The sequence below is a fragment of the Alcanivorax borkumensis SK2 genome, from assembly GCF_000009365.1.
In the GTDB taxonomy this organism is placed as follows: domain Bacteria; phylum Pseudomonadota; class Gammaproteobacteria; order Pseudomonadales; family Alcanivoracaceae; genus Alcanivorax; species Alcanivorax borkumensis.
Genome location: NC_008260.1, coordinates 3,051,724 through 3,069,957 on the forward strand (window position 1 = coordinate 3,051,724; position 18,234 = coordinate 3,069,957).

The following is an 18,234-nucleotide window of genomic DNA, read 5'->3' on the forward strand; positions in this document are numbered from 1 at the left end:
ATTCATTCGGATTCATCAAACTATCACGATCTTTTTACCGCATTTTCTTGTTATGGCGTCAGCCTTGTTGTCTCCCTTTCTTGTAAGGATGACCGCACATGGAAAAACGCGCCCTCACAACACCCGTAGTCACCGCCATTCTCGCCACGCTCTGCATCAGCGTCAGCGCCGCTCCCTACGACTGGAACTACCCGGCACCGATTAAATCCCCAGGCGCTAACAATAACGGCAAGGTTGTGCTGTTCGATGTCTCCCACGGTGGTACGGAAGGCAATGCCGACTGGGTTATCGACGGCGGCTTTTCCGATTTTGCTGACAGTCTCGTCAATGCCGGTTATACCGTGCAGGAATATCGCGGGGTAGATAAAAACAGCGACGGCGTTATCCAGTTCGTCGATGACTACACCAACCCCAGCACGGCCAACAGTAACGCTAATGAAGCGGTGATTACCTACAGCGCCATTAGTCATGCCGACGTATTGGTGCTGGCTGAAAGCAACCGCCCTTTCACCCAATCGGAATTACAGGCGCTGGAAGATTTTGTCGCCGATGGCAAGGGCATCTTCTTTATTGCCGACCACTATAACGCAGACCGCAACCTGAACACTTGGGACAGTACCGAAGTATTCAATGGCTACAATCGTTCCACCTTGCCCCAGTTCAATGTAGGCGGCAGCTACGGCGATCTACGCAACCCGGGCACCGCCAACGGCTGGTTAGCCCAGGAGTTCGGTATTCGTTTCCGCTTCAACGCCATCGACTGGCATAGCGGCGCCAGCGGTATCGAACCCGCCAGCCAAGTGGAAGGCCTCACAACCGGCGTGGGCCCTGTGCTGATGGCCGGCGGCGCCACCCTTGCCATCACCGACCCCACCAAAGCCAAGGGGCTAGTGTACTTTTCCACTAGCGACAGCCCCAGCCGCTGGAGCCACGCGGTGGATTCTGGTCTCTACTTTGGCGGCACCGCCGAAGGCCCTTATGTGGCCATCGCCAAATCCGGGGCGGGCAAAGCCGCTTTTATTGGCGACTCCAGCCCCATCGAAGATGCCAGCCCAAAATACAAACGTCAGGATAACGGCAATACCAAAAGCACCTACCCAGGCTGGACCGATGCCGGTAACGCGGCTCAGCTCAGCATGAACTTGATCGACTGGCTTGCTACACCGCAAAGCTATACTCGGTTCGACACCAGCGCCCACCCAGCAGGCACCGCCACCCCGACCCCCATGGCCAGCGAAGAGTTGGACGACCCGGATAACGGCCAGCCTTGGAACACCCCCTCCGGCGGCTATAACCCCTGGGATGCCAGCACCTTTGACTACGCGGCCTACGGCGCACCGGACGGCCCGGGCGGCAGCACTGGCGGTGGCAACGGCAATGCTCTATCCGTGAGCGACGCTCTAGCCGAACCCACGGGAACAACGGTGACGGTGGAAGGCGTGATCACCCAAGCCATCAACGGCGAGTACGCCCTAGAAATCCAGGACAGTGCCGGCAGCGCCACGCTTTACGTGAAACTGGAAAGTCAGTATCGCAGTGCCTTTAGCCCGCAGAATAATCCGCAGGTGGTCGGCGAGACACTCCAGGTCTCTGGCGAGCGTGATGTCTACATGGGCGAACCGAGCATCGAATACGTCACCGACATGCAATGGGTGGCCAGCAATGCATCGAGCGGCACGTGTGGCAGCAATGGCGCCGTCTCGGTGAATGATGCCTACGCCAGCAGCCAAGGCAGTCCGCTCACCGTCATTGGCGAAGTGATTGGCGGCGTTAACGACCCCCATGCCCTGGAGCTGGGCGACCTTGTTAGCAGCACCACCCTCTACGTGAAATTGGAAGCGGATCAGCGCGCCGAATACAGCCCCGCCAACAACCCCGCCATGGTCGGCCAGACCCTCAAGGTGGACGGCGTGCGCGACCTCTACATGAGCACACCCAGCCTAGAATCCGTGAGCCATCTCGCGGTAATGGGTAACTGCCCCTGAAACACCCAAGACATCACCCGCGGCGTTCGCGTCGCCCTTCTTTCAACTCAACACACAGGAAACACCATGAGTACTTCACTGCGATCCCTGCTGGTTCTGTCTCTGGCCAGCGGCGCCTTGCTGAGTGGCTGTGGCGGCGATGATAACAACACCCCACGGGTGGATCTTCGCCTGATGGAAACCACCGACATCCACGCCAACGTAATGGACTATAACTACTACAGCGACAGCGTGGATAACGGCCACGGCCTGGTACGCACCGCCATGCTGGTCAAACAGGCCCGCGAGGAAATCACCTACCCGGGTAACTCCGCGCTGGTGGATAACGGCGACTTAATCCAGGGCAGCCCTATGGGTGACTGGCGTCAAGCTCAAGGGCTCACCAGCGGCGAGGTGCATCCGGTCTATAAAGTCATGAATGAAATGGCCTACGACGTGGGTAACTACGGCAACCACGAATTCAACTATGGCTTGGACTTCCTCGCCGAGAGCGTAAACGACGCCGCCTTCCCTTACATCAGCGCCAACGTTTTTAGCGCCGACGGCAGCACCCCCTACTTTGACCAGTACACGCTAATCACCAAGACCGTTTATGATCGCGACGGCAATCCTCATAAGCTGACTCTCGGTTTTATCGGCTTTCTACCGCCACAGATTATGCAGTGGGACAAGAAGAACCTGGAGGGTAAGGTCAGCACTAAAGACATCAAGGCCGTTGCCGAGCTGTTGGTCCCGCAGATGAAAGCGGAGGGCGCGGACATCATCGTCGCCATCCCCCATTCCGGTATCAACACCACCGCCTATTCGGAAAACGCCAAGGCAGAAAACAGCAGCTGGTACCTGGCCGATGTGGAGGGTATCGACGCCATCATGTTCGGCCACAGCCACCTAACCTTTCCTTCCATAGACTTTGCCAAAACCGCCAACGTGGATCTGGAAAAAGGCACCATCAAGGGTGTGCCCTCGGTGATGCCCGGCTACTGGGGCAGCCACCTGGGCATCATCGACCTGACTCTGGCACTCAATGAAGACGACGAAAGCTGGGCCGTGGTGGACAGCAAGGTAGAAGCCCGAGCCCTAAACCCGGAAAGCGAGGCAGACGCCGCACTGACCGCATTGGTCAAACCCGACCACGACGCCACACTGGAGTACATGGACCAAGTGATCGGCGAATCCACCGACGACATTTTCAGCTTCCTGGCCGTGGTAAAGGATGATCCTTCCATCCAGATTGTTAGCGATGCCCAGAAGGCCTATGTGGAAGACGCCATTGTCGGCACCGAGCTGGATGGCCTGCCGGTGCTGTCTGCTGCGGCGCCGTTCAAAGCCTGCGACCGCAAGGGCGTCTGCGCCGAGGAAAGCAGTTTCACCGTGGTGCCCGCCGGCGAATTGAAAGTGAAAAACATTGCCGACCTGTACCTGTATAACAACCGCCTGATGGCGGTTAAAGTCACCGGTGCCGAACTGGAACAATGGCTGGAGTGTTCCGCCTCGCAGTTCTTCCAGATCACCGATACGGCTGACCGTCAGGAGCTGGTGGATTTCACTGGCTTCCCCACCTACAACTTCGATGTGATCGACGGCGTCACCTACCAAATCGATGTAACCGAACCGGCCCGCTACAACGGCGACTGTGTCAAAGTCAGCGATGGAACACGCATTGTCGACCTGCAATTTGAAGGAACCGCCATTGATCCTGACCAGACGTTTCTTATTGCCAGTAACGACTACCGCGCCCACGGCGGTAAATTCGCCGGCACGGGTGGCGATCATGTGGTGATTGAATCCCCGGATGAAAACCGCCAGGTAGTGGGTAACTACATTCAGGCCAACAGCCCGGTAACACCCACCGCCGACAATAACTGGTCCTTCGCACCCATCCTGGGTTACACCAGCAATCTGGAAATCGTATTCCGGGTCCCCAATACCAACCGCGCAAAGAATTTTGTGGCGGATGCGGTTGCCGGAGCGGGTGGCAGCTTCCTCGCCACGTTACTGGACGACAGTGGTAACGAAGCCATCTACGAACTGAACCTGCAACCCTGAGGCATCCCGGCCTGCCCCGCACGGTGGGCCGGGTAATATCGCTGTACCCGAAATAACACCAGCCCCCTTACGGCTCGGCCAAAGGTTCATCGCGTCGAATACGCAGAAAACGGGCAAAGCGGGGCAGCCCCGTAGCCGTTTTTCCGAAATACTTGTAAGTCACCGTGGCCCCCAAGGGCGGCGGTGCCTTGCGCTGTTTATCAGTAAAGCCGGTCCCCAGCTTGAATTGCCGACCATCCGCCCTTTCAACCACCAGCGCCCCCATCATGCCACGGTATTTCCCCTTGCCTGCTGTGTAGCCAATCACCACCGCTTCCGCATCTTGATAGGTCTTCACTTTCAACACCGCATCACTGCGGCCCGCCTGGTACAGGCTATCGCCGTGATGCAGCATCAGCCCTTCCCCCCCTGCCGCCATCACCTTGTCTAACCGCTGTAATAATGCCGCGTGACTTGAGGCCGGCTGCTGTTCTATGACGGAAAAGGTATAGCCATTGCTGGCTGACGCCAGCGCCTTCATTTGTTGAATACGCTGTGAGAATGGCGCACCACTGGCCGGCAAATCAAACACCTTATATCGAATGTGCCGCCACTCCTCAGCGTTGGGCTGCACCCGCCGCACCGCTGCAGAAACAGCCGAAAAACGCCCGCGCCCCATCCACAGCTCCCCGTCCATAGGCGTACTCGGGTAACCGCGCACAAACCAAGCCGGGGCATTGATCACATACCCCCCTTTACTGATCAAGTGCTCCCCATTCCAGTAAGCTCTCACCCCATCCAGCTTTTCGCTGACCCAGTACCCCTCCAGGGCCATTCCCTGCTGATATGTCTGCGCTAGCTGAAGTGCCGGGCCCTGCGCCAAACACCAGCCAGCCATTATCCACAGACCAATAATCGCCAGCCCTTGCCTGCTCTTCACGGCATTGCCCCCGGTTTATGTCAGGCTGGTACCATGACAGATTCGGGCTCCGCTCCCTGTCCGTTTACACATACCGGTGATGTAAGCCATAACGGTTTGCAACAAATCACGACCGGCTGCATCCAACAGGCAGGAGGTAAGCACTTATGCGAATGATTACATTACTGGGGTTGCTGATAATCAGCGCACCATCCCTAGCCGCCGAAGCCTATTTCGCCGGTGGCTGTTTCTGGTGTACCGAGTCCGATTTTGAGCAACTGAACGGCGTTAGCGACGTTATCAGCGGGTATGCGGGTGGCGACGTCGCCAATCCCAGCTATCAACAAGTAGCCGCTGGCAGCACCGGGCACACCGAAGCCGTAAAGGTCATCTATGACCCCAAAGTGGTTAGCTACGACAACCTACTGACCTGGTTGTGGCGCCATATCGACCCCACCGACGCCAACGGACAATTCGTGGACCGGGGCACCCAGTATCGCAGCGAAATTTTTTATCAAACCGATGAAGAAAAAGAGGCTGCTAAAGCATCAAGGATGGAACTGGAAGAACGTGGCCCCTTTAAAAAACCCATCGTCACAGCAATCACCAAGCTAGATAGCTTTTATCCCGCGGAAGATTACCATCAGGATTACTACAAAACCCACTCGCTCAAGTACAAGTATTACCGCTATCGATCCGGTCGCGACCAGTTTCTAAAAGAGCACTGGGATGATCCAGATCACCGCCCTTGGCTTGTAAAAGACGTAACACAATCCTGGCAGGGAGCAGATAAATTTGAGCGCCCAAGTGATTCGGATTTACAAAAAACGTTACCAAAACTGACCTATAAGGTGACCCGTGAAGACGCCACCGAACGCGCTTTTCACAATCCCTATTGGGATAACAAAGAAAAAGGCATTTATGTGGATGTGATCAGTGGCGAGCCACTCTTCTCTTCAACAGACAAGTACCAATCTGGCACAGGCTGGCCGAGCTTTACCCAACCTATAGATGAGGCCTTTATCACCGCTCATGAAGACAATACACTGTTCACCACTCGTACCGAAGTGCGCAGCCGCTACGCAGACTCGCATCTGGGCCATGTCTTTGATGACGGCCCAGCACCTACAGGCAAGCGATGGTGCATGAACTCTGCCGCAATGCGATTTGTTCCTCTGGAGGAAATGACCCAAAAGGGTTACGGAAAATATCTTTCCTATTTTCAATAGCGCACATGAAAAGCGAGAATTTTTTCTCGCTTTTCCAATTTTTTCTTATTTTTGTCTCAAAAAATTAACGCCCTTTACTGCAAACAAAACAATGCTGCCAGCGACAATGCCCAGCACTACATTTACAAGCATGGGCATCAAAACGCTTAGCACAGCGGCCATGGGAAAGGTCACCATTAGTTCGTCTATATAATGCAAAGTATCGTGACTCATTGGCAAGCCATGAAGCAAAATACCCCCGCCTACCAAGAACATAGCAGCCGTTCCTGCCACGGATAAAAACTTCATTAGTTTAGGAGAAAAACCAAGTAGCATCCCTCCTAAAAAAGACCGAATTTTTTCATTTTTTTCTTTACCCGATTCAATCAAATACAAACCCGCATCGTCTAACTTAACAATGCCAGCCACCAATCCATAAACGCCGATGGTCATGGCCCCCGCGATAAGACTTATCACCATAATTTGCTGTAAAAAAGGCGCAGCCTGTACTGTTCCCAAAGCAATAACAATAATTTCTGCAGACAAGATAAAGTCCGTTCGAACAGCCCCTTTAATTTTATTTTTTTCAAAAGAGACCAAGTCCACTTTCGGGTCAATCATGGCTTGAATTCTTTCTTTATGCTCTTGAGATTCTTCTGCTCCATGAAAAAATTTATGCGCTAGTTTTTCCACCCCTTCATAGCACAGGTAAGCGCCACCTAACATCAACAATGGAGTGATCAACCAAGGCAAAAAAGCACTGATCAACAACGCCGAAGGAACCAGAATACATTTATTGCGCATGGAACCTTTAGCCACGGCCCACACCACAGGAAGCTCGCGTTCTGCACGCACGCCCGATGCCTGCTCCGCATTTAACGCCAAGTCATCGCCCAGCACCCCTGCGGTTTTCTTGGCTGCCACCTTGGTCATCACCGACACGTCATCAAGCACTGCGGCGATGTCATCCAGCAACATCAGTAAACTTGTTCCTGCCACGTTATTTATCCTTAAAAAATAAATTTTTTTGAAGTCTAATTTTTAGTCACTTTACAAAATTCAACCTAGGCCGGTTAATGGTGATCGCGACAATGCCGACAATGGCCAGAACCCAGCAATAATGGATAGAACCGATTAACGCCAACGGTGAAAGCTTGGCAATGGAGCAGGCCAGCAACACTTGCGCCCCATAGGGAATTAAGCCTTGCACCACGCAGGAAAAAATATCCAGCATGCTGGCAGAACGGCGCAAGTCCACACCATGGTCAGTGGCAATATCACGGGCCATCTCCCCAGTCAGCACAATGGCCACGGTATTGTTGGCCACAAACACATTCGCAAACACCACCAGCAGGGCAATGCCCATTTCACCGGCACGTTGCAACGGCAGCCTAAGCCAGCGCGTCAAGCCATGAATGCGCTCAATAACCCAGCGGGTACCGCCCTGGTCGGTCATCAGCTGAGACAAGCCGCCAATCAACATGGACAACAGCATGATCTCGAACATGCCTTGGAAGCCTTCATAGATCGCGCCGTTCATGGTGGCCAGATTATAATCGTCCATCATCGCTATGCCGGTGGCGCCTGCAGCGACAATACCGATGATCAGTACCGCCAGTACATTAAGGCCGCTGAGTGCCAAACCAAACACCAACAGGTAAGGCACCACTAGAGCAACCTGAAAAGGTTTGCTCTCTACCTGGTGCTCACCACCGCCCAATACGATTAGCAAGCCCAGAGTCAGTAAGGCCGCCGGCACCGCAATCCAGATGTTGACCCGAAATTTGTCCTTCAACGACACACCCTGGCTACGTGTAGCCGCGATGGTGGTATCGGAGATCATCGACAGGTTATCGCCAAACATGGCGCCACCCACCACCGCGCCCAACGCCAGTGACATGGGCAACCCGGTAGCGCCGGTAAAGCCGACCGCAATGGGAGCCGTTGCCGCAATGGTGCCCATGGACGTACCCATGGCGGTGGCTATAAAAGCAGAGATCAGAAATAGGGCAGGCAGCACCCACTGGGAAGGAATAATGCTCAGGCCAAGTTGGACAGTGGCCTCCACACTGCCAATGCTAACGCTGACACTGGCAAAGGCGCCGGCCAGCAGAAACACTAAACACATGAGAATAATGTTGGGGTGGCCGATCCCCGCCACCAGGCGCTCCACACTGGTATTTAATCGCTGCCCAGCCAATCGCGCCATCAACATGGACAACACAATAGCGACCATGGCCACCACTGGCGCCTTTATCTGGTAGAAAGCAAAGTCAGTATCGGCAGCGGTGTAGTACAAGCCACTACCAAGAAACACCACCAGGAAAAACAACAAAGGGAGCAGCGGCCAAACGCGCCCAGAGGGCACAGCGTGGTTATGTGTGTTGGCCATGTAGGGGCGTCCCGATCAACCAATGATCGACCCAGTGTAGAGCTTCCGAGGCCATGTCGATAGCCGCCTTAACGTGCCATTAAAAAATCAATTAATGGCCACTTGCTGCGCACTCGCTCATCTTCTCTTTTATTTTCGTGGTGCTATAGAAGCCCGCGTAGCCTAGCTTCAGACACTGCCCGAACCCGGTTGGTTACTTTAAGTTCGCTGAAAATCTTTTTCAGATGCCATTTGACGGTATCCTCTGTTATAAGAAGCCGCTCAGCGATCTCTTTGTTCGTCATTCCACTGCTTACACATTTCAACAGAGAAATTTGCTTTATCGTAATGGTTGATTGGGTATTAGTGAGTTTAGGGCGGGCGTCAGCCTCTTCTTTTCTCACCTCGAGATCTTTTGTAGCGTTAGTCTCTGCGCTTTCTGGCAACGTATCAAAAAGATCCCGAGCAATGGGGCTAAACGACATTAATGCTTCTTTAATCCAGTCTCGGGTAAAATAACAGCTTAAATGTTCCGTAAGCTGGTCGGCATCAATAATTGTGCGCTTCGCTAATTTTGATGAACCGAGGCCAAAAACCGCTAATGCCTGGCAATATTGGGCGGCGATCTTGGTTCTAGCGTCTGAAATTGCACTGGCGCTTTGTAATGCTTTTTTTGCATACTTTTCAGCAACACCAAACTGCTTTCCAAGCCTCAACCTATACATTGAATTGACTAGCGCAATACGTGCGCGAATGGCTTGGTTTTGATTTGGCAAAAATGTCAGCTCACTCTCATCAGGAAGTATCGGCGGCTCTAATTCCTCATCGTTTATAAGCGTAAACTCAGCCAGCTGTATTTTAGCTAGCATGTTAAGTCGAGGTAGGTCTCTTTCGCAGGCAGCTATCCGGGTTTGCTCCAATATGGCCATAGCCCTATCTCTTAACCCTTGCTGGTACAGGAAACTACTGAACGTTTGCGTGCAACCCCATAAAATATCTGTAACACCATAGTTTAATGCGAAGTTGAATGACTCTTCCGCAGACTCATAACTAATTAGGCTAGGGCTTTTCTCGTGCAGAATTTGCAATTCAAGGGAGCCAAGCATTTTATTTAAAAATGTTTTTGACACCCCCATCTTCTCTGCTGTTTTATTGGCTTCAAGTAATATACTCATTGCATGAGCGATATCACCTTTAAATATTTCAGCCTGAAGTTCTGCCGTTTTAAGCCAAACAAAAGCGTAGTGTTGATTGGAAGACTGATTGGCTACCGCTCCCCTGTGTAATAATTGCTCTAAATCCTCAAAGCGACGATCACTGGAAGCAATGTATGCTTGGCACGTAAGCGCCGCTCCCTTGCCGACCATGTTACGCTCGCCGAAAGTATCAATCCATTGCTGGCAGAGGGTTTGGCTTTGCGCAAATTGATCCTGTGTCGCTTTTCCTACCGCGTCGACCAGCTTCCGCCATCCTTTTTCATCAAGGTTGTCTAAACCTCTGCTGCAGGACTCCGTGGAGCTTGCCAGTATTTTTTCTGCTTGCCGAGCTTGCTGGCTGAAATACAAGATCCAAGCATAGCTGATGCTTAAGGACGCGATTTTTTTTATCGTTCGAACCGGCACTTTTTCGAACCATGTTCGAAGCACCTCTATTTCGCCTTGCCTGAGTGCTACGTCTAAGATAATGCTATCGCTTACCGCTCGAGCCCAGCTGTGATCGCTCGCCTCCTGAGCGGCATTGATTGAATGGAGATACTCACCCCTACGCCAATGCCAAAATGCGACACGCTTTAGCACATATGAGCGACGCTCTCGCTGAATAGAATCAAACAAACCACGCAAATACTCTCTTAGCACCGGGTGCATAACCATGCACTCTCTGGAAGATTCTGTGGGGGTAAAGAGCGCATAATTTTCATTAATAAACGGAATTTCTTTATGGGCCTCTTCTGTTTTATATACGTAGTCGTAGCAGGCAACGCTGATCTCTTCCAGCATTGCGGCTTTGCAAATAAATTCCCGTGTATTATTTGGCAGCGCGTTGAGTAGATTGTTTCTGAAATACGAACGGGTTTCCGGCCAGGTCGCAGCGGGGAGGTTTGGATTTGAAGTGTGGCACATAAGCCCAACAAGTGCGGGCCATCCACCAGTAGCCTCTATAACATTTTTAGCCTTGGCGCTATGCATTCCCGGCAACTCACATACTTCCTCTTCTGTGAAGACAAGGTCATGCGCGCCATATGTCACCACACCCGCCATCATAGACAAGCGCGCCAACGCTCCAGCATTACTGGGCGCAATATAAAATTTCACATTATTGGGGGTTTCGCATATTAAATTCTCAACCAGGCCCACGCCATGCTCAGCCTCCCCAATGCCATCTATGCAAATTTTTATCGGATTTTTAGCATTACACAGCGTATCTCGAAGTGACTCAATGATGTCATCATTACTTTGAATAACGCTCCAGGGTTCACGGCCTTTAATTTGATATAAAATTAACGCAGCCAACAAAGAATCCGTAATTTCACCGGAGCCAGGATACGATCGCGTATTGATATAGGCGACGCCCCCCTCCTCTCGGCCCTGAGTGCCCGCCTCGAAAGCAACTTGCACAGACTTGCCATAACCTAAAGGGGCCCGGTAAAGAATAACTTTTGATTCGGACTCGGCAGAGGCTTTCAGGCGACCGCGCTCTATGCACCCTTGAGTAATAAAACGCTGCCGGGCCCACATCCGGTCAGACATTCTAAGGCACCAGTTTTCCAAGTTATCGCACAGCATGGCAACAAGACCCCCTGTTGCATCTCCTCCAAAGACCTGCGTACTAAGGGATGAATGCATATTGATATTATGTACAGAGCAAAAACTACCCTTTGGAGTAGTTGTTTGGCCTCTATTTCTAGCTAACCCTACCACTGCCTACAACCTACAACTCGTCCGCTCACCAACATTACGCGGTGTCGCACAGCCTGTAGAAACAATCAATATGATAAAACAAGGTGATCCTAATGTCAGAGAACATTTTAACCGAGCCCCCACGAAGTGATGCTGATAATGAGGGTTATGTGGACCGAAAGCGCCACTTGTGGATTCTTTCTGTACTGTGGCCAGCAACACCAATAATTGGCCTATATCTCGTATCCCAAACAGGGTGGAGTATATGGTACGGATTAGTATTAATCCTATGGTACGGCCTAGTCCCTTTGATCGACACCATGCTTGGCGAGGATTATTCCAACCCTCCTGAATCCGTTGTTCCTAAGCTTGAACAAGACCGTTACTACAAAGTTTTAACGTACTTAACCGTTCCTATTCATTATGCAGCGTTGATTATAAGTGCCTGGTGGGTATCTACCCAACCAATAGGGGTATTCGAGTTTTTAGCTCTCGCCCTTTCTTTGGGCATTGTTAATGGACTGGCACTCAACACAGGCCATGAACTCGGGCATAAAAAAGAAACCTTTGACCGCTGGATGGCCAAGCTTGTACTGGCCGTGGTCGGATATGGTCACTTCTTCATTGAACACAATAAAGGGCATCATCGTGACGTAGCAACACCGATGGACCCGGCTACATCCCGCATGGGCGAATCTATTTATACGTTTTCACTGCGTGAAATTCCTGGTGCCTTTAAACGGGCATGGGGCTTGGAAGAGCAGCGCCTCAGCCGTTGCGGCAAAAGCGTATGGAGCCTAGATAATGAAGTCTTACAGCCTATGATTTTGACGGTAGTGCTTTATGCCGCATTGCTGGCATTTTTCGGTCCTTTAATGCTCATCTTTTTGCCCATTCAAATGGCCTTCGGCTGGTGGCAGCTGACCAGTGCCAATTATATTGAGCACTACGGACTGCTGCGTGAAAAGCTGCCGAACGGGCGTTACGAGCATCAAAAACCCCATCATTCATGGAATTCAAACCATGTAATGTCGAACCTCATCCTGTTTCATCTGCAACGTCATTCAGATCACCATGCGCATCCTACAAGATCTTATCAATCACTTAGGGACTTCAGCGACCTTCCCACCCTGCCTACGGGCTACCCTGGGATGTTCTTCGTCGCATTCTTTCCCTCCTGGTTTCGTTCACTAATGGATGATCGGGTGATGGAGTGGGCGCACGGAGACATTAATAAGATCCAGATTCAGCCGGGAATGCGTGAATTCTATGAGCAAAAATTTGGAGTAAAGGGTTCGGAGTCACCCGATACAACCGTTGCCAAATAATCGCCAACAGAAATCCATCTATTAAAGCTCGTGCTTTCACACTTTGAGGAACAGCGCCCGGCGTGTACGTCGGGCGCCATTAACTAAAGACAATAATATTGGTTCAAAGGTGCTTTAAATGGCTAAATATCAATGCCCCGATTGCGAATATATATACGATGAAGTCGCTGGCCACCCACACGAAGGCTTCCCCCCAGGAACGTCTTGGGAAACGATTCCTGAAGAGTGGGCCTGCCCAGACTGTGCAGTAAGGGATAAAGCTGACTTCGTAGTAATAGAATCCGGTTCCGCGTCCCCGGCGTCTGGCGCGGCCACCCCAGAAGTGCGCACTGCTACCACCCCACCTAAGGCAGAGGCTTCACCTCAAAAATCAACGGGGGCCTCGACTCCTTCAGCTAACAATAAAGCCAAAGCAAAGGCTAAAGCCAAACCCGCACGGGCAAAATCGTCTAAAGACTCCACCGGCAAAGAGACCACCTTTCGTAAATGGATCTGTATCACTTGCGGTCACATTTATGATGAAGCTCTTGGCGATGAAACTGAAGGGTTCGCGCCAGGCACTCTTTTTGAAGATATCCCGGACGATTGGTGCTGTCCCGACTGTGGTGCCACAAAAGAGGACTATGTCCTCCATGAAGATTAGCCATCAGGCTCATAATAACGATAGGCTCATTCGGCAAGAGGTAATTTCATCATGAAGATTGCTAATCTGGCTGAGGTTGGTGCGACTAACGCGCCAACCGCCGATACAATTGATTCCGTCTTTTCTGCATTACAGCGGGCGCAACTTGCGCGCCGTGCTAGTTTCACTCTGGATGTTCGAATAGCGCAGCTTAATAAGTTGCGAGATTCGCTCAAACGCCACGAATCAAACATTATTGCCGCGTGTGCAGCAGACTTTAAAAAACCTGCGCCTGAAGTCAAATTAACTGAACTCCTCCCGGTACTTCAGGAAATTCGACATGCAAAAAAACATTTGCGCAAATGGATGCGTCCCAAATGGGCGCCCGCCTCCATTGGTGTATTAGGTACAAAGTCCCATGTCCGGCCGGAGCCAAAGGGTGTGTGCTTAATTATTGCGCCCTGGAATTATCCTCTCAATCTTGCACTAGGCCCTCTAGTATCAGCGTTAGCTGCCGGCAACAGCGTCATCATCAAACCCTCGGAAATGACGCCACACACCTCTAAAGTCATTGCCAACATTGTCGCCGAAACCTTCCCGCCTGACTTAGTCAGCGTGATTGAAGGCGACGCTGCTGTATCACAAAAACTGTTAGCCCTGCCCTTCGACCACATATTTTTCACAGGCAGCCCTGCGGTAGGCAAGGTAGTTATGGAAGCTGCCGCCAAGAACCTCTGCTCGGTAACACTCGAGCTGGGAGGGAAATCGCCTACCGTTGTAGGCCCAAATGCTAATATAAAGAAGGCCGCAAGAAACATTGTTTGGGGTAAGTTCGCTAATAACGGCCAAACCTGCATTGCTCCAGATCATGTTTTTGTGCACAGCAATATTGCAGCGCAATTCAACCAAGCGCTTCAAAAAGAAATTGGCCGCGTTTACGGAAAAACGCTTGAAGCTCAAAAATCTACCGCTGACTATTGTCGAATAGTAAACAGGCGTCACTTTCAGCGAATTTCAAACCTAATAGATGACGCAAAATCTAAAGGGGCGAAAATTTTTGAAGGCGGGGCTATAGATACTGATCAAAACTTTATCGCTCCCACATTGATTACAAATGTATCCAACGATATGGACATCACACGGGAAGAGCTATTCGGCCCTATTCTGCCCATTATTGAATACGATGATATCGATTCGGTTATTGAACAAATCAACGACAACCCTAAGCCTCTCGCGCTTTATATATTTGATGAAGATAAATCCTTTGCTAAACATATTGTTGAGCAAACAAGTTCAGGGGCTGTGGGAATTAACCTAACGGTGGTGCATTTTCTACATCCGAATCTTCCGTTCGGTGGAGTCAATCATTCAGGGATCGGAGCGGCGCATGGCGAATATGGCTTCCGTTCATTTTCACACGATAAGGTTTTGATGGAGGACAGGCATTCTCTTATCCATCTCCTTTTCCCTCCCTACACTGGCTGGGTTCGGCAGCTTATAAATGCTGCTGTTCGTATTTTAGGCTGAGTATTAACAAATAATAAGAGAGTTATTATGTACGATTACATTATTGTAGGAGCCGGGTCGGCTGGCTGTGTGTTGGCTAACCGCCTTAGTGCGGATACTTCAAAACGCGTAGCGCTGATCGAAGCCGGCCCACGGGATAAAAATCCCCTAATTCACATGCCTATTGGCATCGCTCTCCTCGCCAACAATAGAAAACTCAACTGGGCGCTAGAAACCGAGCCTCAAGAACACTTGAAAGGGCGCCAACTGTTTTGGCCCCGCGGAAAGACGCTTGGTGGCTCTTCTTCTATTAATGCCATGGTGTATATCAGGGGCCATAAAGCCGACTACGATCATTGGGGCCAAGTTGCCGGTAACAACAACCTCTGGGGTTGGGATCGTGCATTAACATTATTTCGTCGGGTGGAAGACAACCAACGCCTTGGCGCAGACCCATACCACGGCAAAGATGGTGAGCTCACTGTAAGCGAATTAAAATCGATCAACCCGCTGAGCCGTGATTTTGTTCGAGCAGCGCCTCACGTAGACCTGCCCGTGAACACAGACTTTAACGGCAAATCACAAGACGGATTGGGGCTTTACCAAGTAACGCAGAAAAATGGCCAGCGCTGGAGTTCAGCGCAAGCATTTTTGCGTGCCGCTGAGAGCCGCTCTAATCTTGACGTGCTAACCGATGCTCGAGTAACCCGCGTGGCTATGGAGGGTAAGCGAGCGGTTGGCGTGACCCTGAAACAGGGAAGTGAATATCGCCAGCTGAGACTCAATGCCGGCGGCGAAGTCATCCTGTCTGGTGGTGCAGTTAATTCACCACAGCTCCTCCTGCTGTCTGGCATCGGGGATAGTAAAGAGCTTGCGAAACACGGCATTCCGCTAGTTCATCACCTTCCCGAAGTCGGCCAGAATTTGGCCGATCATCTGGACATCACGATCATGCACACGGCGAACTCTCGTTTGCCCATTGGCGTTGCACCCAGCTTCTTATTCCGTGGGGTGAGCGCACTTTTCTCCTATATCTTTGCGCGACGTGGTTTTCTTACCAGTAATGTTGCCGAGTCTGGCGGCTTTGTGAAATCGGACCCTTCGTCTGAGCGACCCAATGTGCAATTTCACTTTTTGCCCACTTACCTGAAGGATCATGGCCGAAAAGTAATGGCAGGCTATGGCTACACTTTGCACATTTGCGATTTGTTGCCGAAAAGCCGAGGCTTCATTGGATTGCAAAGCCCTGACCCATTGGCCAATCCGCTGATTCAGCCTAACTATCTGAGCGACCCCGAAGATATCAAAACAATGATATCCGCCATTAAGTTTGGGCGACGCATTCTCGGAGCACCAACAATGGCGCTTCATAGTAAACGGGAAGTTATGCCGGGAGAGTCCGTATCTACGGACGCTCAACTAGCAGACTTTATCCGTGAAAATGCTGAAACCATCTACCACCCTGTTGGCACTTGTCGTATGGGGGCCGACCCTGATTCCGTTGTCGATCCGGAACTGAAAGTCAGAGGCGTTGAAGGGCTAAGAGTTGTCGATGCCTCGATAATGCCCAGCTTGGTGGCGGGTAACACGAACGCACCCACAATGATGATTGCCGAAAATGCGGCCGACATCCTGCTGGGAAAGGTCCAAGTGTAAACCCGGGCGACGTAAGCCACCGGGCATACTAATGACATCGGCCATTCAGGCGTACGAACTACTGAAAGCGATATAAGGTAGTCGTACTTGATCAGATGATGAAAGTTGCATCTGGATCAGGCCTGAATGGCTCTTGTTACTGGTAAAAGCACGGAGCGAGAATAGAAAAATGAGCCACATCCATGGCTAACGCTTTACCTCGCTGAAGGAGGAAGTGAACAGTTCCCCCTAACGCCGTCCATTATGCGCTTGCCGCATGTAGGGCATTACTCTATGCGTCACCGATATTTCCTCCCACCAGCCACTCCATTGAATTACAGACTTGATTAAAGTGGACGATTATATGTTTCCCTAGAACAGGGCGACTGCCATTAAAGCCAAAACCCTCCAAGAAAGCACTTCTGTCATGGGCTTCTTCGTAAACAGAGAAGAGCAGACTACATTGGTTATACGCTTTGGTTAAGTTCACCGAAGTCCTTTGCGGCAAGCACTAGCTCTTCTGTTTCATGGTCTAGCCAGTACACTGCATTATTAATGCTGCCCTCTTTTTCAGTTTTGTAGACAAGAACGTCGCCACCCCCATTATTACCGATGACGATTAAATTTTCAGGAAGTCGATAATGCTCACGCGCTATTTTCGTTTCGTGAAGAATACTATTGCAGGTTCTTTTTATTCTCTTTTTATCTGAAGTATCGTAGAACGGGTGTATTTCAAAATAATCCGTTGATACTTCAACGCCACCACCGTTCGACTTCATCATCTTTTTTCGGAACGAATCGGGAAATTTTACCCCCAATTCATTTTTGGTATTTTCTATATATTTCTCATCCACTGGAAAAGCCATGATATCCCTTTTACGTATAGCGCCGCGCAGCGGCGCTAGCGTCTGTTCCTTCCCTGCACTCTCTCTGCCACCGGTACAGCATCATCAAATAAATATAAAAACCGGCAGCCACCTGCTAAACCTGAATACCTTAGTTATAGCTCAGCTCAAGAGCTTTGGCCTTAAATTCTGTCGAATACTGCCAGGTCTTTCTGAGGCTGTTGTATCGGAAAATTTTTCCACCTCCTCTGGTTAGGATAAGGTGGCCACTAAAGCGGGGGAGCTACACGTCGCCGTGCCTGGCCTTGTTAACTCTCTTGGATAAAACAGTCTATTGGCTCGATCGTTTTGGCTATTTGAGTGGTCGCCATACATACCATAGAAAAAAGCAGATCAAACGTCCGTCTGCAGCCATAGGTATCGAGAAAACTATCCCCACGTTCTTTATGACTGATATCGAGACCTGCTTGGATCAGGATTTTAATCATTTGATGCGTAATATCAGGGGTAGTGTTGAGGATTTCAGCGAGCCTTGAGCGACATTTTTCGTCTTGCAAGCTAGCGACTGAAAGCCGATGTGCGACATCGTTTCTTATCGATTTGAACAGCATTAGTTGCTGCCGAATTGGCTTGCGGATAATTCCCAAACGGAAAGACAACTCAATTTTTGCCGAAAAAGAACCGAGCGGAGCATACGCGCCTTCAAGCAAATTATCTTTTTTTGTTGAAGGACGGAGCAAAAAAGTCTTCAGAATCTCGCCCAAGCTCTCGTCTAATATAGAGGCTGCGACAATGACTGCTCCGCGATCACTCTCTTCGGAAATCAGCTCATAGTAGTCAGAAAATAACTCAGCTGCTTCTGAACCTGAAAATTCTGACATAACATCTCTTTG

13 protein-coding genes are annotated in these 18,234 nt (G+C 50.8%); 7 read left to right on the forward strand and 6 right to left on the reverse strand.

What is annotated here, in order from left to right:
* Window positions 1-98 precede the first annotated feature (98 nt).
* Complete coding sequence (locus tag ABO_RS13800; protein ID WP_011589971.1) at window positions 99-1,985, forward strand: hypothetical protein; 1,887 nt, start codon at window positions 99-101, stop codon at window positions 1,983-1,985.
* A 66-nt stretch (window positions 1,986-2,051) separates the two neighbouring features.
* Entirely contained in the window at window positions 2,052-4,031 is a 1,980-nt protein-coding gene (locus tag ABO_RS13805; RefSeq protein ID WP_011589972.1) for a bifunctional 2',3'-cyclic-nucleotide 2'-phosphodiesterase/3'-nucleotidase, read from the forward strand.
* Window positions 4,032-4,098: 67 nt separating this feature from the next.
* On the opposite strand, the gene ABO_RS13810 is transcribed toward ABO_RS13805, so the two are convergent.
* Entirely contained in the window at window positions 4,099-4,950 is an 852-nt protein-coding gene (locus tag ABO_RS13810) for a DNA ligase (RefSeq protein WP_011589973.1), read from the reverse strand.
* 146 nt (window positions 4,951-5,096) lie between these two features.
* Between ABO_RS13810 and msrB the strand changes: the two genes are divergently transcribed.
* Complete coding sequence (gene msrB, locus ABO_RS13815; protein ID WP_011589974.1) at window positions 5,097-6,158, forward strand: peptide-methionine (R)-S-oxide reductase MsrB; 1,062 nt, start codon at window positions 5,097-5,099, stop codon at window positions 6,156-6,158.
* A gap of 45 nt (window positions 6,159-6,203) precedes the next feature.
* Here the strand turns inward: msrB and ABO_RS13820 are convergent, their stop codons facing one another.
* From ABO_RS13820 to ABO_RS13830, 3 genes are all read right to left on the reverse strand, one after another.
* Window positions 6,204-7,136, reverse strand: coding sequence for a DUF808 domain-containing protein (locus ABO_RS13820; protein ID WP_011589975.1), 933 nt, complete (start codon window positions 7,134-7,136; stop codon window positions 6,204-6,206).
* Between the two features lie 46 nt (window positions 7,137-7,182).
* Entirely contained in the window at window positions 7,183-8,529 is a 1,347-nt protein-coding gene (locus ABO_RS13825) for a Na+/H+ antiporter NhaC family protein (protein WP_011589976.1), read from the reverse strand.
* Window positions 8,530-8,672: 143 nt separating this feature from the next.
* A complete protein-coding gene (locus ABO_RS13830) occupies window positions 8,673-11,255 on the reverse strand; it encodes a LuxR C-terminal-related transcriptional regulator (RefSeq protein ID WP_232501275.1) in 2,583 nt (860 codons plus the stop codon).
* A gap of 263 nt (window positions 11,256-11,518) precedes the next feature.
* On the opposite strand from ABO_RS13830, the gene ABO_RS13835 reads away from it, so the two are divergent.
* The 4 genes from ABO_RS13835 (at window position 11,519) to ABO_RS13850 (ending at window position 16,517) form a co-directional block, all read left to right on the forward strand.
* Complete coding sequence (locus tag ABO_RS13835; RefSeq protein WP_011589978.1) at window positions 11,519-12,733, forward strand: alkane 1-monooxygenase; 1,215 nt, start codon at window positions 11,519-11,521, stop codon at window positions 12,731-12,733.
* 118 nt (window positions 12,734-12,851) lie between these two features.
* Entirely contained in the window at window positions 12,852-13,376 is a 525-nt protein-coding gene (locus ABO_RS14720) for a rubredoxin (RefSeq protein ID WP_011589979.1), read from the forward strand.
* Window positions 13,377-13,427: 51 nt separating this feature from the next.
* The gene (locus ABO_RS13845) at window positions 13,428-14,882 is read left to right on the forward strand and encodes an aldehyde dehydrogenase family protein (protein ID WP_011589980.1); all 1,455 of its coding nucleotides are present in this window, start codon (window positions 13,428-13,430) and stop codon (window positions 14,880-14,882) included.
* A gap of 27 nt (window positions 14,883-14,909) precedes the next feature.
* Window positions 14,910-16,517, forward strand: a complete 1,608-nt coding sequence (locus ABO_RS13850) for a GMC family oxidoreductase (RefSeq protein WP_011589981.1) — start codon at window positions 14,910-14,912, stop codon at window positions 16,515-16,517.
* Between the two features lie 446 nt (window positions 16,518-16,963).
* Here ABO_RS13850 and ABO_RS13855 read toward each other — a convergent pair whose 3' ends face one another.
* Both ABO_RS13855 and ABO_RS14155 read right to left on the reverse strand, forming a co-directional pair.
* The gene (locus ABO_RS13855) at window positions 16,964-17,362 is read right to left on the reverse strand and encodes an SMI1/KNR4 family protein (RefSeq protein WP_011589982.1); all 399 of its coding nucleotides are present in this window, start codon (window positions 17,360-17,362) and stop codon (window positions 16,964-16,966) included.
* 287 nt (window positions 17,363-17,649) lie between these two features.
* The gene (locus ABO_RS14155) at window positions 17,650-18,222 is read right to left on the reverse strand and encodes a hypothetical protein (RefSeq protein ID WP_011589983.1); all 573 of its coding nucleotides are present in this window, start codon (window positions 18,220-18,222) and stop codon (window positions 17,650-17,652) included.
* Between the last annotated feature and the right edge of the window lie 12 nt (window positions 18,223-18,234).